This is a genomic window from Mesorhizobium sp. WSM4871 (assembly GCF_055811295.1).
This window is the reverse complement of record NZ_JBVVPU010000017.1, coordinates 75,733-89,914: the sequence shown is the minus strand read 5'-3', so window position 1 is coordinate 89,914 and position 14,182 is coordinate 75,733. Positions and strand designations below refer to the sequence as shown.

14 protein-coding genes are annotated in these 14,182 nt (G+C 59.8%); 2 read left to right on the top strand and 12 right to left on the bottom strand.

The window, feature by feature from the left end; translation table 11 throughout:
• Window positions 1-492 precede the first annotated feature (492 nt).
• Together AC0L2H_RS28775 and AC0L2H_RS28770 are read left to right on the top strand one after the other, a co-directional pair.
• Window positions 493-1,236: an acetoacetate decarboxylase gene (locus AC0L2H_RS28775; protein ID WP_019863336.1), complete on the top strand. Its 744-nt coding sequence runs from the start codon at window positions 493-495 to the stop codon at window positions 1,234-1,236.
• Between the two features lie 25 nt (window positions 1,237-1,261).
• A complete protein-coding gene (locus AC0L2H_RS28770; protein ID WP_019863335.1) occupies window positions 1,262-1,663 on the top strand; it encodes a hypothetical protein in 402 nt (133 codons plus the stop codon).
• A 283-nt stretch (window positions 1,664-1,946) separates the two neighbouring features.
• Here the strand turns inward: AC0L2H_RS28770 and AC0L2H_RS28765 are convergent, their stop codons facing one another.
• The 12 genes from AC0L2H_RS28765 to AC0L2H_RS28710 form a co-directional block, all read right to left on the bottom strand.
• Entirely contained in the window at window positions 1,947-2,633 is a 687-nt protein-coding gene (locus AC0L2H_RS28765; protein WP_223217808.1) for a universal stress protein, read from the bottom strand.
• A 284-nt stretch (window positions 2,634-2,917) separates the two neighbouring features.
• Window positions 2,918-3,703 (bottom strand): response regulator transcription factor, encoded by a 786-nt coding sequence (locus tag AC0L2H_RS28760; RefSeq protein ID WP_019863334.1) that lies wholly within the window; start codon window positions 3,701-3,703, stop codon window positions 2,918-2,920.
• A gap of 24 nt (window positions 3,704-3,727) precedes the next feature.
• Window positions 3,728-4,207, bottom strand: a complete 480-nt coding sequence (locus tag AC0L2H_RS28755) for a NifX-associated nitrogen fixation protein (protein ID WP_019863333.1) — start codon at window positions 4,205-4,207, stop codon at window positions 3,728-3,730.
• 17 nt (window positions 4,208-4,224) lie between these two features.
• A complete protein-coding gene (nifX, locus tag AC0L2H_RS28750) occupies window positions 4,225-4,722 on the bottom strand; it encodes a nitrogen fixation protein NifX (protein ID WP_019863332.1) in 498 nt (165 codons plus the stop codon).
• Window positions 4,688-6,070, bottom strand: a complete 1,383-nt coding sequence (gene nifN / locus AC0L2H_RS28745) for a nitrogenase iron-molybdenum cofactor biosynthesis protein NifN (RefSeq protein ID WP_019863330.1) — start codon at window positions 6,068-6,070, stop codon at window positions 4,688-4,690. The genes nifX and nifN overlap by 35 nt, the downstream gene beginning before the upstream one ends.
• A gap of 9 nt (window positions 6,071-6,079) precedes the next feature.
• Window positions 6,080-7,570: a nitrogenase iron-molybdenum cofactor biosynthesis protein NifE gene (gene nifE, locus AC0L2H_RS28740; RefSeq protein WP_019863329.1), complete on the bottom strand. Its 1,491-nt coding sequence runs from the start codon at window positions 7,568-7,570 to the stop codon at window positions 6,080-6,082.
• A gap of 60 nt (window positions 7,571-7,630) precedes the next feature.
• On the bottom strand, window positions 7,631-9,172 hold the full coding sequence (nifK, locus tag AC0L2H_RS28735; RefSeq protein WP_027047781.1) for a nitrogenase molybdenum-iron protein subunit beta: 1,542 nt from the start codon (window positions 9,170-9,172) through the stop codon (window positions 7,631-7,633).
• A gap of 129 nt (window positions 9,173-9,301) precedes the next feature.
• Complete coding sequence (nifD, locus tag AC0L2H_RS28730) at window positions 9,302-10,807, bottom strand: nitrogenase molybdenum-iron protein alpha chain (RefSeq protein WP_019863326.1); 1,506 nt, start codon at window positions 10,805-10,807, stop codon at window positions 9,302-9,304.
• Between the two features lie 104 nt (window positions 10,808-10,911).
• Window positions 10,912-11,805 carry a nitrogenase iron protein gene (gene nifH, locus AC0L2H_RS28725; RefSeq protein WP_006331760.1) on the bottom strand — a complete coding sequence of 298 codons (894 nt, stop codon included), beginning with the start codon at window positions 11,803-11,805 and terminating at the stop codon, window positions 10,912-10,914.
• A 475-nt stretch (window positions 11,806-12,280) separates the two neighbouring features.
• The gene (locus AC0L2H_RS28720) at window positions 12,281-13,177 is read right to left on the bottom strand and encodes a bacteriophage abortive infection AbiH family protein (protein ID WP_019863324.1); all 897 of its coding nucleotides are present in this window, start codon (window positions 13,175-13,177) and stop codon (window positions 12,281-12,283) included.
• Window positions 13,178-13,186: 9 nt separating this feature from the next.
• On the bottom strand, window positions 13,187-13,594 hold the full coding sequence (locus tag AC0L2H_RS28715) for a hypothetical protein (protein ID WP_196772420.1): 408 nt from the start codon (window positions 13,592-13,594) through the stop codon (window positions 13,187-13,189).
• A 240-nt stretch (window positions 13,595-13,834) separates the two neighbouring features.
• Window positions 13,835-14,128, bottom strand: a complete 294-nt coding sequence (locus AC0L2H_RS28710; protein WP_019863323.1) for a hypothetical protein — start codon at window positions 14,126-14,128, stop codon at window positions 13,835-13,837.
• Window positions 14,129-14,182 lie beyond the last annotated feature (54 nt).

Sequence of the window (14,182 nt, the reverse complement as noted above, 5' to 3'; positions counted from 1 at the left end):
AGAGGTTTGGTGGCGTCGCAGGCCTTCTTGCTACATAACCGCAGTGCTCGGGAATTCGTATCTGATCCGCGTGAGGCGAAGACCTTCTCTCTCGACTGGCTCGCTGAGGCCGTCTGTCCTGCGGGCCTCGGCGATTTCTCATTTGGCATGGCGCATGCGCCTCGATCCGCAAACCCGGTCATGAGGAGAAATCCGAGCTGGCCGCCACTCTACCTCCTTCAGCCACGAGGGCAGACGGGAAGCAGCGCCTTCAAATGAGGAACAAAATGACTTTGCCTCGAATCTTGCCTCTCGACCACAACCGCAGTCATGGAACCGCGTCCGCGACCATCGCCAATGATCGCGCCCCAGGGCAATTGCCCAGCGCAAAATGGCTACGCGCGATTGCGCCATGCATCCCTTACGAGGCTACGACAGCACCTCGGAGAGCCTCGCCGCCATCATGCAGACCGATCTGGGGCCACTTGATCCAGCACTAAGGAATTTCAAAACATGCACCAAGATACCGTCCGCGGGAGAGCTTTCGCCATGCCCCTGACCAGCCCGGCCTACCCGGCCGGCCCATATCGCTTCCGCAACCGGGAGTATCTGATCATCACATATCGCACCGATCCGCAGAAACTGCGCGACATCGTGCCGGAGCCGCTTCACGTGTGCGAGCCTCTGGTCAAATTCGAGTTCATTCGCATGCCGGACTCGACGGGCTTCGGCGACTACACGGAAGGCGGACGGGTCATCCCTGTCTCCTTCTGTGGCCGCAGGGGGAGCTACACCCTCTGCATGTTTCTCGACGACCATCCGCCGATAGCGGGCGGACGCGAGTTGTGGGGCTTTCCCAAGAAGCTCGCTAGCCCAACGCTCCGAACGGAGACGGATACCCTCGTTGGCACGCTGGACTACGGGCCGGTCCGCGTCGCGACGGGTACCATGGGCTACAAGCACCGAGCCGCCGACCTCGCGAGCGTGAGGGCCTCGCTCGCTGAACCGAACTTCCTCCTCAAAATTATCCCGCATGTCGACGGCACGCCGCGCATCTGTGAGCTCGTGGAATATCATCTAGAGGACGTCCATCTGAGGGGCGCCTGGACCGGCCCGGCAGCCCTGAACCTGTGGTCGCATGCGCTTGCCCCCGTCGCCGAACTGCCGGTGCTGGAAGTAGTCTCGGCAGTACACCTCGTTGCAGATCTCACGCTCGCGCTCGGGAAGGTCGTCCACGACTATCTCGCGCAAGCCTAGCCTCGCCATCGGAAAGGAAGAAACCATGAACTTTTACAGTGATATCTCATTGAACCAACGCGATGGGGAGCTGGTGGCCGACTTCTCGACAAGGAACGCCACTGACAATCTCATACAACGTCTTTCCAGCGACCTAGCCTTAGAGGACATTCCGCCGCTTTGCGGCGAGTGCAGGCGCCTCGCGAGTAAGAGCGATTGCCCTTGCCCATCCTCCCTGCTTTTGGTGCAACATATGCTCGCTGCCGTTTACCAGCGGCTTGACGCCATTGACTGCCTCTCAGAGCAAGGCGCCATAAGACTGAAGGCTTTTACCGATTATCTGGCGGCGGTCGTTCGAACAGCTTCAGAGAGCGGCGACGCGGCACCCTGGATTGATCTAGCAACCCGGTTTAGCGCTCTTTTCGATCCCGACGAGGTTGCCCATTGATCTCGCGCTTGTCGCTTTTCATGGAACGAGCAGCCTCGTTGGCCGATGCGTCATCGATCGCCAACGACGTGCCCGCGAGACCCTGGGCATCAGTACTGGGAGGACTCCGTTCTACCTTCCGCCTTGCGCATGACTGGAGAGATTTCCGGCGGGCGTCGCCTCCCGAGCAATGCTTTTCAGTTCGTTACTCTTCGTAAAATCGATTATTTCGATGGAGCCCATCTACGAATGAATGCAGGGTCACAGTAGAGCTTTGAACAGCATCGGTGCGGGTCCAGAACCGTCAGCGAGCCAAAAATAGCGGCAATGGCGGCTTTTCGACTATCCATCTCGTCACGCCGCCGAAGAGCCGCTCACGCAGCCGGCGGCTGCCATAAGCGCCCATGACTATCATGTCGGCAGAAATGTCGGTTGCGTGCTGCGCAAGCACCGTGGCCGCCGGTTTGCCGGCACTTGGCAGTACGTCAACCGACACGCGAGCACCGTGCCGAGTGAGATAGGCAGCGATGTCGGCTCCAGGTTCCGCGCGGTTCCCGTTGTCGTTGGCCTTCGGATCGACCAGGGCGACACGAACTTCCTCAGCAAGGCATAGGAGACCCAGCGCTTCTCGAACCGCACGGGACGCCTCTGCTCGGGAATCCCAACCGACTAGGACGCGCCGTGGCGACAGCGTCGCCTCAGCGCCCTCCGGCACAACGAGCACCGGCCTTCCGGTATCAAACAAGCAGCCGTTGACCACAGGAGGTCCGAGATTCTCGTCGTTGAGGAGCCCCGGTCCGATGATAGTGAGGTCGGCGCAGAGCGCCCGCTGTCGTGCCACTTCACCGAGGCTGGCCCGACCGTAATAGTCGGTGTCAACGTCATAGGCGAGCGACATAGATTCCAGCAGTTTCTGAATATCTCTGGAGCGTTTTTCCAGTCTGGCCGCGTCCTGTGTAAATCGATCGATTTGCCGAAACCGATCGTTCAATCTGGTAATTGCCTGTCCACGTCCTATCGGCCACTCGGGGACACCATCCTCGATCCGCCGATGCGACATAAGGAGCGTCGGAGGGGCATGATCAGTACGGAAAGGTACGCGCCGATTTCCGCACACAAGCCGGCAGCAGTTGTGACGTCCTGATCGGAATGGTCGGCGCCGGTCAAACAGAGTACGGTTTTAAAGCCCATTTTCCTGCTTCTTCCTGAGTATTCGTTGAGGGCGTTTCAGGCCGCAAGACCGAGGAAAAGAGGGCACCACACCCGGCACTTGATTCAGCCGTCCGGCTTCTCGAGCGAGTAGCCGGCCGACCTGACGGTACGGATGACGATGCCGGTCGAGGCCGTCTCCAGCGCCTTTCTGAGCCGACTGATATGGACATCGACTGTGCGTACACCGACGTGGATATTGGCCGGCCAGGCCGCGCCGATCAACTCGTCCCGGCTGAAGACCTTGCCGGGAGCCTCGAGCAAATGCCGCAGCACGTTGAACTCGATCGGTCCGAGATGGATGTCATGGCCATTGCCGCAAACCCGGTGGGCATCGAGCTTCATCTCAAGGGTGCCACAGGAAAGCCAGCTGCCGTTTTCAATCCCGTTTGAACCCGGCTTCGGCAGCGCCAGCCTCGTCCGCAAACAATCGAGCAGCTTGGCCGGCGCCATTGGCCGTACAAAGCTCTCGTCAATGCCGGCCTTCAACAGATCGAGTTGCTGGTTCTCGGCGCCGGGCGCGATCAGGGCAATGATGGGCAGGCCGCCGGTCTGGGGCTCGCGCTTGAGCCGGGCGCAGATTGCGGACCCGGTAAGGCTCGTTGGACCGCAGTCCAGCACCACGGCCTGGAATTCCCGTTCGTCGGCCATTGCAAGTGCTTCCTTCGCGCCACCTGCCGGCTCACTGGCGAACCCGTCCACTTCCAGTATGTGGCTGAGGAACAGATAGAACTCCGCATCTTGCGAACAGATCAGGACGAGTGGCTTCATCAGCGCTACCCCGAGAACCAAATTGGCCTCGACTGCGTCGGCCGCGTAGGCTGGCCGTCGCGGCTCCTCAAGGCCTGACATGATCCTCTTGCTCGAAAATCGGTTTCATGCCCGTGCCACCTCGGGATAGGCGTCGATGGCTGCGATAGCATCGTCGGCCAGTTTCGTACCGGCCGCGGCGACTTTGCAGAACGTCTCGAAGCCGAACCGATGGACGTCGCGCAGGGTCTTGGATAGAACGACCAGCCGCCCGGCGGTGAAAAGCACGCGCCCGAAGCCCTCATGGCTCATTTCGATCATCGGCGATGCCATCAGGCCGGAGCGCTCCTCGATCGCAAGGGCGACGGCAGTGTAAAACTTGTCGAGCCTCCACAGCACGTCCGGATCGGGATCGCCGATGATTGGAATCGTCCGACGCTGTTCCTTGCTGACGATGAAGTCGGCCAGCAACTCGGCGTCCGCTTTGCCGTCCCACGACCCGTGGGTATCTTGAGCACGGATCAGCCGCACGAGGCATTTGACGAACGGGCTGGCGAGGGCCGCCTCGTCATCGTTGACAGCAGGGCTGATCGCGACTTCAAACATTTTGCTCTTTCCTCGTTTCAGTCCTCGTCCTCGAAGGAGGGTTTCTTTTCGGCGACACCGGCTTCGGCCAGCACCTTTCGCAGCCAGGGAGGAGGACATGTCCTCAGCATCATCTGAGTGCGCAACAGCACCTCTTGGATGGTTTGTGGCTGCGGCACCTTAATGGGATGGATTTTTGCCGAAACTACCTTGGCTGCCGAAGGCCCGCCGATGGCCAGACAAAACAGCAGGTGGCATCCCCTCAGCGCCTCCACCTTCGGCGTGATGCGGTCATCGCCCTCGGTCCGACGCTTCCCGCTCTCATCGGAAACGTCATCGAAGGCCACGGCTTCCACGAGATGCCACTCCTCGCGCGTCACGTCGTAAACAGCAAAGCGCTTGGCCGACCCGAAATGGGCATTGAGACCCTTCATGTCTTGCGTGGCGATGGCTACGCGCAATGCGCCTGCTCGTCGTTCAGGCATCGGTGCGTGAACCTCGTCAGTGACGAGTGAGAGGCGACGAACGGAGCTCATCTGGCATTTCTCGGTTACGGAATGGGTCAAGCGCCTCAGGTGTCGGCGCGCGCTGGTTGGCCTGGAAGATATTGGCAACATCGAAGATCAGGTCGCGGGTCCCCCGATACAGGATTGTGAGCTTGTGCTGGCTGCCCAGCCGGTCAAAGATCGGGAAGCCGACGCGCATGAGCGGAATCCCAAGGCGTTGCGACGCCTGGCGACCGTGGGAATGTGCTACGAGAAGATCCGCGCCCGCTGCAAGAGCTTCCAAATCGCCGAGATCGCCGATCTGAACCCACTCCGCCGGTACTTTTTGCAGAATCTTCGACATATCGGTCGTCGTGACCGCCGCCGCGATGTCGCAGCCCATGTCGGTGAAGAAGGTTGCGAGTTGATAGAGTTGGTCTGGTTCAGCAGCGATCGCAATTCTCTTGCCTCCGAAATGGAAATGTCCGTCGAGCAACGCATCCTGCAATTGCGCCCGGTGACGGCGCACCTGGGCCGGCACCGCCGCGCCCGAAACCGCCGATAGCAGCGAGACGAACCGGTCGACAGCCCTCAATCCGGTCAGCGACTGGAACACCGCGAACGGCACGCCGGTCAACCCGTGCAGCACTTTCGCAGGGTGGCGCATGTGCTCGCCGATGACGATGCATTGCGCGGCCGTGCCAAGCTCGCGGATTTCCTCGACGCTGGTGCCGCCATAGGTAGTCGTTACCCAGCGGTCGGGAACCGTTCCGTCGAGAGAGCCGGAGACGTCCGGCAGAACAACCGGCTTGAGCCCAAAGCTTTCAACCACGTCACGCAAATGCTCGACGTCAGCGACAGTGAGGTTGCATCCGGGCAGGATCGCTATCTTCTTCGGGTGCCGGGTCCGTGCGCCAGACCGTGTAATCCCTTCGATCATCGCCGCGACAGCCTTGGCCCAGCCTTCTTCGATCGCGCCGTCAAAATCTGGCGTGTTGGCCAGCACGACCTCCGTACCCGCGAGCTCTTCCACGTGCTTCAGCTTGACGTTGGCGATATCACTCGCGCAATCTTCGCCACGGGTCTCCACCAGCGCGGTCGTGCACACCCCTATCAGCTTTGGCTTTGTGCGGGTTTTGAGGTTGAGGATCGCCTCTTCCAGATGATCCGCTCCGCCCAGTATAGTTGCCACCTCGTCCATCGCCGTTGTCTGCAAGGGGATCGCTTCCTTGAAATGCCGCACGAAGAGCACGAGGGCGAAGCTGGTGCAGCCTTGGCTGCCGTGGAACAGGGGCATCGCACCATCGACGCCAAGAAAGGCGAAGGCGGCACCCAGTGGCTGCGACGACTTCAGCGGATTGACCGCCGCTGATTTGATTTTGCGAAGGATGCGGACCATCGGATTTCCTCAACGGTTGTCGAAGCGGTGAGCCGTCGCGCCAGCGAATTCATTGAAAGCATTCACAGTCGCGGTCCCGTTCTTCGTGCTCGCCAGATCGTCCTCCAAAGCAGGCGGGCAATCCCACGGCGCCGGCTCCCGTACCTGACCCCAGATCGGGTTGTGAATGGCGAGGTCGATCTGCCGTACAAGTTCCACCATGCCGTCATAGCCGGCATAAGGATGTTGGCGCTCCTGGTTGATATCGAGCCAGGGTGTCTTGGCCTTCAGCGCGATGAATTGCGTGCGCCCGCCCGACAGCATGATGTCGGCCTTGTGGTTTGAGAGCATGGCGTAAAGATCGCGCGCTGCCATCTGCTCGAACATGTGGTTTTCGTCCTTGAGGATCCGTTTGATCCGCTCCTTGTCTTCGACTGTGGATTTCTTGACAGAGGTGCCAACGATCTCCATGCCGGTCTCCATCAGCGCGTGGACGACTGACCAGGACTTCACACCGCCTGTATTGAGCAGCACCCGCTTGCCTTGAAGCCGCCGGCGGTAGGCCTCGAGCTTCTTCCACGCAATCGCTTCCTGCTCAGCAATCAGCGTGTCTGTGCGATCGAGGATCTCCGCATCGGCGCCCTTCCTCACCAGCAGCTCAGCAATGTTGCGAAGTGCTTCCGACGTATCGGTTATGCCGTAGAAGGAGCCTTCGAAGAACGGGATGTCCCAGCGCTCCTCCATCTTGCGTGCCAGATTGATGAGTGCGCTCGAGCACACCATCATAGCCGCCCGGGCGCGGTGCGCGGATGCAACGTCAAGGTAACGCGCATCGCCCGGAATGCAGGCGCGCACCCGGATGCCGAGCCGATCAAGCAGCGGCTTCACCAGCCAGAATTCGCCCGAGAGGTTGAATTCGCCAAGGATGTTGATGTCGTAGGGCCCGGCGTCGTCGGGTTCCACCGTGCCGATGACATGATCGAGCAACGCTTCGGCGGCGAGTTTGTTGCCGAGGTTCTTGGAGCCGGCCAAGCCCGGCGCATTGATCGGCACCACGGCCAAGCCGAATTTTTCGGCCGCGCGTTTGCACACGGCCTCGATGTCGTCGCCGATCAGCGCCGTCACGCAGGTCGAATAGACGAAGACTGCCGGCGGCGCATACGTTTCCTTGATCTCGCGGATCGCCCTGAAGAGCTTCCGCTCGCCCCGCCCCATCACGACGTCGAGTTCGGTGAGGTCGGTTGTGAAGCTTGTGCGCCACAGGGTTGGCCCGGACGAAGCTGCGCCTCTGTTGTCCCAGGAATTGCCCTCGCAGGCGAGCGGCGCATGGACCAGGTGCGCAACGTCGGTGATTGGCTGCAGGACGATCTTGGCGCCGTCAAAGGCGCAGCCGCCGGCTGCCGCCCCGGGGGTCAGCGGCTTCGAACAGCCCTCCTTGCGCGCCTTGGCATCCTTGCCGCGGTTGGTATCGCAGGCGGGCTCGTCGAAAACGTCCTGGATCTTGGCACTGAGCGAGGTCATTGCGTCAGTCTCCGAAGTCCATTGGGCAATGGACGGCCTCGACGAAAAGCCGGCACGGACTTAGCGGGTGAGGTCATACGAATAGTCCGTCACGCCCGTTTCGCTCGTCTCGCGATCGAGCTTGTCGAATATCTTGTCGAGGATCGTCGTCAGCACGCGTAATCCACCCTGGTAGCCCATGAGGGGAAAGCGATGGTGATGGTGCCGGTCGAAGATTGGAAACATCAGCCGGATCAGCGGCGTGCCGGTGTCGCGTTCCAGATACTTGCCATAGGAATTGCCGATCAGCAGGTCCACCGGCTCTGTAAACAGCAGCGAACGCATCGCCCAGAGATCCTTGCCCGCCCAGATCTGGGCATCCTGGCCGAAGGACGAGGATGCAAGCAATTCCTTCATCTCGGCCTCCCAGGCCGATGTGCCGTTGGTCGCGAGGCAATGTGTCGGCTCGCCGCCGGTCTCCATGACGAAGCGGGCCATGGCGTAGACGAAGTCGGGATCGCCATAGATTGCGTACTTCTTGCCGTGCAGCCACGACTGGCTGTCCGCCATGGCGTCAACCAGTCGGCCGCGCTCCATCCGGATTGACTCGGGGATCTCCTGGCCGGAAATCGCCGAGACCTTCATCAGGAATTCGTCGGTCGCCTGGACACCCAGCGGATAGTGGAAGGATGCCGTCGCCTGCCCGACCTCGTTGCAATATTCCAGCGTCTTGCGGGTGTTGTAATGCTGCAGCGACAGTGTCGCCTCCGCGTTGAGTGCCCCTTTCAGGTCTTCGATCTTGGTGCCACCGTCATACATGCGGTATTCGCCGTCCGACGGCGTGTCGAACTGGTCTGAGGCGTCCTGAATGAAGGTATAGGTGACACCCATCGGGTCGAGGAGGCGCTTGAGTTCCCGATTGTTTCCGACGCAGAATCCGTCGAAGCCTGGAATGATGTTGAGGGTCCCAGCGGCTTGCGAGCGCTCGCTGCCCTTCCAGAAATGCTCGAGCACGCCCTTGACCATGCCGTCATAGCCATCGACATGGCTGCCGACGAAGGCAGGCGTATGAGCGAAAGGCACGTCGAAGTCGCAGGGGACCGAGCCTTCGTTCTTGGCGTTCTCTATGAAGCTCCGCAGGTCGTCGCCAATGACTTCGGCCATGCAGGTGGTCGAGACGGCGATCATCTTGGGGTCGTAGAGCTTGTAGGTATTGGCGAGCCCGTCGACCATGTTCTTCAGGCCGCCAAACACTGCCGCGTCCTCGGTCATCGAGGAGGAAACCGCTGACGAAGGCTCCTTGAAATGTCGCGACAGATGCGAGCGGTAGTAGGCAACGCAGCCCTGGCTACCGTGAACGAACGACATGGTCTTCTCGAACCCCGCGGCCGCGAACACGGCACCGAGCGGCTGGCAGGCCTTGGCGGGGTTTATGACAAGCGCCTCGCGAGCGAGGTTCTTTTCGCGGTATTCCCAAGTTTTGGTCAATTCGCGTTGATCGGTGACGATCTGATCAGGGTGCGGACATTCGAAATTCAGCTTCTTCTCGGCAAGCATTTGTCTGTATTCCGGCTCGCGGAACAGGGGAGCATGGTCGAGAACTTTTTCGGCCGATTGCGGCATGGTGGTCACCTTTTCCATCTGGCCGCGCCAAGCGGCAGCACAGGGACATCGAGACGTTAAGGGGCCTCCCGCGGATCGAGTGCGCCCCAAGCATTTATCGGCCTCCCTGCCTGGCAGGGTGGCCAGTCCTCATTCGGCGGCGACCGCCCTCAGCGGCGCGTCCTTCATCTTCTTCCACGGCGCGCGGTAGAGACCCCACACCGGGTTGTTGATGGCCAGATCCATGTCGCGGGCGAAAATGGCGAAGCCGTCATAGCCGTGATACGGGCCGGAATAGTCCCAGGAGTGCATCTGGCGGAACGGGATGCCCATCTTCTGCACCGGGTACTTCTCCTTGATACCGGAGCCAACGAGATCAGGACGGATGCCTTCGATGAACTTCTCCAGCTCATAACCGGTGACGTCGTCATAGACGAGCGTGCCATTCTTCACGTAATGGCCGGTGCGCTGATAGTCGTCGTTGTGGGCGAACTCGTAGCCGGTGCCAACGATCACCATACCGAGGTCCTCGTAGGCAGTGATGACGTGACGGGGGCGCAGGCCGCCGACATAAAGCATCACCGTATTGCCTTCGAGGCGCGGTCGGTACTTGGCGATGACGGCATCTACCAAGGGCCGGTACTTGGCGATCACCTTTTCGGTCTTCTCCTCGATGTCCGGACCGAAATGCTTGGCGATGTTGCGCAGGGAGGCCTCGATCTGGGAGGGTCCGAAGAAATTGTATTCCATCCAGGCGATGCCGTATTTTTCCTCCATATGCCGGCAGATGTAGTTCATCGACCGGTAGCAGTGAATCAGGTTGAGCTTGGCCTTGGGCGCGCGCTCTATCTCGGCGAGCGTGGCGTCGCCCGACCAGTTGCCGACCACCCGAAGCCCAATCTCCTCGAGCAGGATTCGCGAGGCCCAGGCATCGCCGCCAATGTTGTAGTCGCCGACGACGTTGACGTCGTATGGGCCGGACTCGGACGCGACATCGTTCTTGTCGAAGACCCAATCGCGGATCGCATCATTTGCAATGTGGTGGCCGAGCGATTGTGAAACGCCGCGGAAACCTTCGCAGCGCACCGGTACAATCGTCTTTTCGTGCTCCTTGGCCTTCTTGCGCGACACGGCCTCGATATCGTCCCCGATCAGCCCGATCGGGCATTCGGACTGCACCGAGATGCCGCCATTGAGCGGAAACAGGTCCTCGATCTCGTCGATGACCTTTTCCAGCTTCTTGTCGCCGCCGAAAACGATGTCCTTCTCCTGGAAGTCGGAGGTGAACTGCATTGTCACGAACGTGTCGATGCCCGTCGTGCCGACGTAATAGTTGCGGCGTTGCGACCAGGAATAGTGCCCACAGCCGACCGGCCCGTGCGAGATGTGGACCATATCCTTGACTGGACCCCACACCACGCCCTTGGAGCCGGCATAGGCGCAGCCGCGGATCGTCATCACGCCCGGAATGGATTTGATGTTCGATTTGACATCGCATTCGGAAAGGCCCTTGTCCTCCCCGCCGGCCTCGTCCTTGCTCGTTGCGACACTGAGGTGCTTCTTGCGTCGCTTCGCCGCCTTGTCTGGATATTGGGACAGCACGTCCTCGATAAGCTTCGCATGCAAAGCGCCGTCATTCTCATAGTCGAGGCCCATGGGACCTGCCCCTTTCAAGGTTCGGGTAACGCCTCGCCAACGAGGCCTTGTTTCGTAGAAGGGGGCGCCAGGTCACGGTCGGCGCCCCCTGTCGGCAACGGTGGTTACTGAGCGACGGCCAATTTCGCTTCCTTGGCCTGAAGCTCGGCAAGCATTTGCTCGTCCGTCTTCATGATGCCGAAGTCGAGCAGCATGTCCTCGAGCTCCTCCATGGTGATTGGGGTCGGGATGGTGCCCTGGCCCGAATTGACATGGATCTTCTCGGCCAACGCGCGGTACTCCCCTGCCTGTTTGGAGTCCGGCGCATACTGGATTACCGTCATCTTTCTCAGTTCGGCGTGCTGGACGATGTTGTCGCGCGGCACGAAGTGGATGAGCTTGGAATTGAGCCTGGCGGCCAGCGCTTCGGAGAGGTCGAGCTCGCGGTCGGTCTGGCGCTCGTTGCAGATCAGCCCGCCGAGCCGCACGCCACCCGAATGGGCGTATTTCAGGATACCCTTGGCGATGTTGTTGGCGGCGTAGAGCGCCATCATCTCGCCGGACATGACGATGTAGATTTCCTGGGCCTTGTTTTCGCGGATCGGCATCGCGAAGCCGCCGCACACCACGTCGCCCAGCACGTCGTAGGAGACATAGTCGACATTGTCATAGGCGCCGTTCTCCTCGAGGAAGTTGATAGAGGTGATGACGCCGCGGCCGGCGCACCCGACACCCGGCTCGGGGCCGCCGGACTCCACACACTTGATGTCTTTGTAGCCGATCTTGAGCACGTCCTGGAGTTCAAGGTCTTCCACAGAACCTTCCTGGGCGGCGAGATGCAGAACGGTATCCTGCGCCTTTGCGTTCAGGATCAGGCGGGTGGAGTCGGCTTTGGGATCGCAGCCGACGATCAGGATTTTCTGTCCGAGGTCGACCAGGGCGGCTAGCGTATTTTGAGAGGTGGTGGACTTGCCGATGCCTCCCTTTCCGTAGAATGCGATCTGACGCAGACCTGACATGTTGCTTCCTTCCTTCTTTCCATCCATAGCGGTTACCGCGACTTCAATGCCGGTCGGCAGATCCCGCCGCCTCGCACCGATCGTTTCAAAACTCGTGCCAATTTGGCCGGCTGGATCGAAGAAGAAATTTTATGATTGCTTTTCAGCTGTTTAACATTTGGCAAAAATATTAAATTGGCTAAATAAACTTGTGTCGCGGGCCCGACAAAGGCGACAGGAGATGTCGGATGGCGTTGAGTGAGACGTCGGCCGCGGAGCCCGGAAGGAAGCTAGTTGTCAAAATCTGATGGAGTAGATGCCCCCTCGCGTCTTCACCCCGATTTGGTCGGTTTGCCCGTCGAGGTTGTAGCTGCGGCCATCGGGCGCCAAGTCGGATAATTTCGCGGGTCAGGCCTGGACTCAAGCAAGGGTCGTATGGCAGCCACAGCGGTCTGGTCGCTGAAAAGGGGACATTCTTGGAAAGGATCAGAATTGTTCAGAAATCGATCAAACGTGCGAGGCTTATAAGACCAGGATCAATTCCCAGCTCCGACATTGGAGCCTGCGCCGCCGCTGGATTACTGTGATAACTAACCTTCCACGTCACCGTTGTTGCATCGATGTGCTTGGTTATTTCCTCGAGATATGGCGCGTCCACCTCCGAAAGGGAGTGTCCCATGACGAGGATTCGACGCACTGATCTCAGGCTATGGAAGAACGGCTGCTGCTGCAGGATGATTTTGTGGGTCGGCTTGAACGTCGCCGAAAAATAGTCGTCGACGATCCTGTTGCCCTCAAGGACGCGTGTGTCCGCAGCCTCGACATCAACGCCGTGATTGAGGGAGTCCGCCAAAGTGCGCTGCCATGCATGGCCGAGCACGAGTTGGTCGGCTGAGCTACTGGCTTGCCCGTGAATGTGCAGAACCTGGCTATCGGCAATTCCATAGGCCTTCTGAAGTGTCGGCGTATAATTGAAGTTGAGATAACGCGCGGTCGGGTCGAGCGGTAAAGGCTTGCCGGTGAATGAATTGGCTGCGGGGATGCGAAGCTGTCGAATCCAATCGGCGAACCGTGCACGCATTGTAGAAGAAATAGCCTCGACGACGCGGTTCAGTTCATACTGATAGTCGTGATGGCCTGAATCACTCCAGTCCTCCGCTCCATAGGACATGAGAAATTGAGAGGCATAGTCAATAACCGTGTCGACATCGAAGTCGGCCAGCCTCGCCTCGAATTCCCACCAGAACGCGTCGTCGACTGCAAAATATGTCTCGACTTCGCGATAGGTGGCCAGATCGACTTGCTTGAGATATCGGCCGAAGTCCAGGTAATCCGATGGAATATCGTGATAGCGGTCAAAGCCATTGCCGATGATGTATAACGTGTCGCTCATCAGCCTGCTTTATTCCAGAGTTACGCTGAAGCTCGGATATGGCTTTCGAAATGCAGTAAGGACGCGATCGCGGGCGCGGTCCATTTCCCGGGCAGCGGCATCGGTCAACATGAAGGTCGGACAGGACGGATCGCCACAGCCGCACGGCCTGATCGCACCGGTTGAAAGCAAGGTTTTATAGCGGCGACGAAGGTGATCTAGTTCACGCACCGTCGCTTCGAGGGCCGATCGGACGCTTGGATCACGGATGTGATGCAACGAGGGAAGGCGATGGATTTCTACGCCTTCACGGGTTTGCCAGATGCCGGTGCTCAGCACGCGAATGGTGTCTTCGACGGCCTGTAGGAAGGCTGGAAGGTTACTCTCCTGCTGAAAGGGTGTTCGAAAGGCCGGTCTATCGAAGGCCCGTGCAAGCATCGCCAGTGTCTGGTCATCGGTAATAGCCGAGAACCGGTCAACGAAGTCGCGCAGTTCAGCCGCGGTGTCGGGAAAGGGACCCCTTCGACCAGACGTCGAAGGAGGAACTCGGCGCGGAGCCTCAGATGTTCTTCAAACTCTGAGCCCGACCAAATCGTGACGCGAGCCACTCCCAGCTTGTTGGCCGCAGCTTTCACTTCGTCCCGCCGCTGAGCGGAGACGCTGCATCGACAAACAAACTTAAAGGTCGCCGGGCGCCCCGAAGGCAGCACCGATTGCCGCTGACATATCCTTCTCGGCCTTTGTCTGAGTAAGACTTGCGCGGTTTACGCATGGAATGACAGTCCGTTCGTCCGGCCGGTCGTCGAATGGCCGAGTGCCGACGATGTCTCGCCCTTGGTCGCTGCCGGTCTGGCCGTACCATGCGAGGTCGGTCCATCCCTCACAGAGGTGATAGGCAAAGACAAGTCGTTCGAACTCGGACCCACTGAAATCCTCGAAATGAATCGGTCGAACTGTCTGGGCGATGCTCATAGAGATCCTTTCCTGGGACGCACGCCCCTAGCCAGGACCCTCACAGCAGCTTGT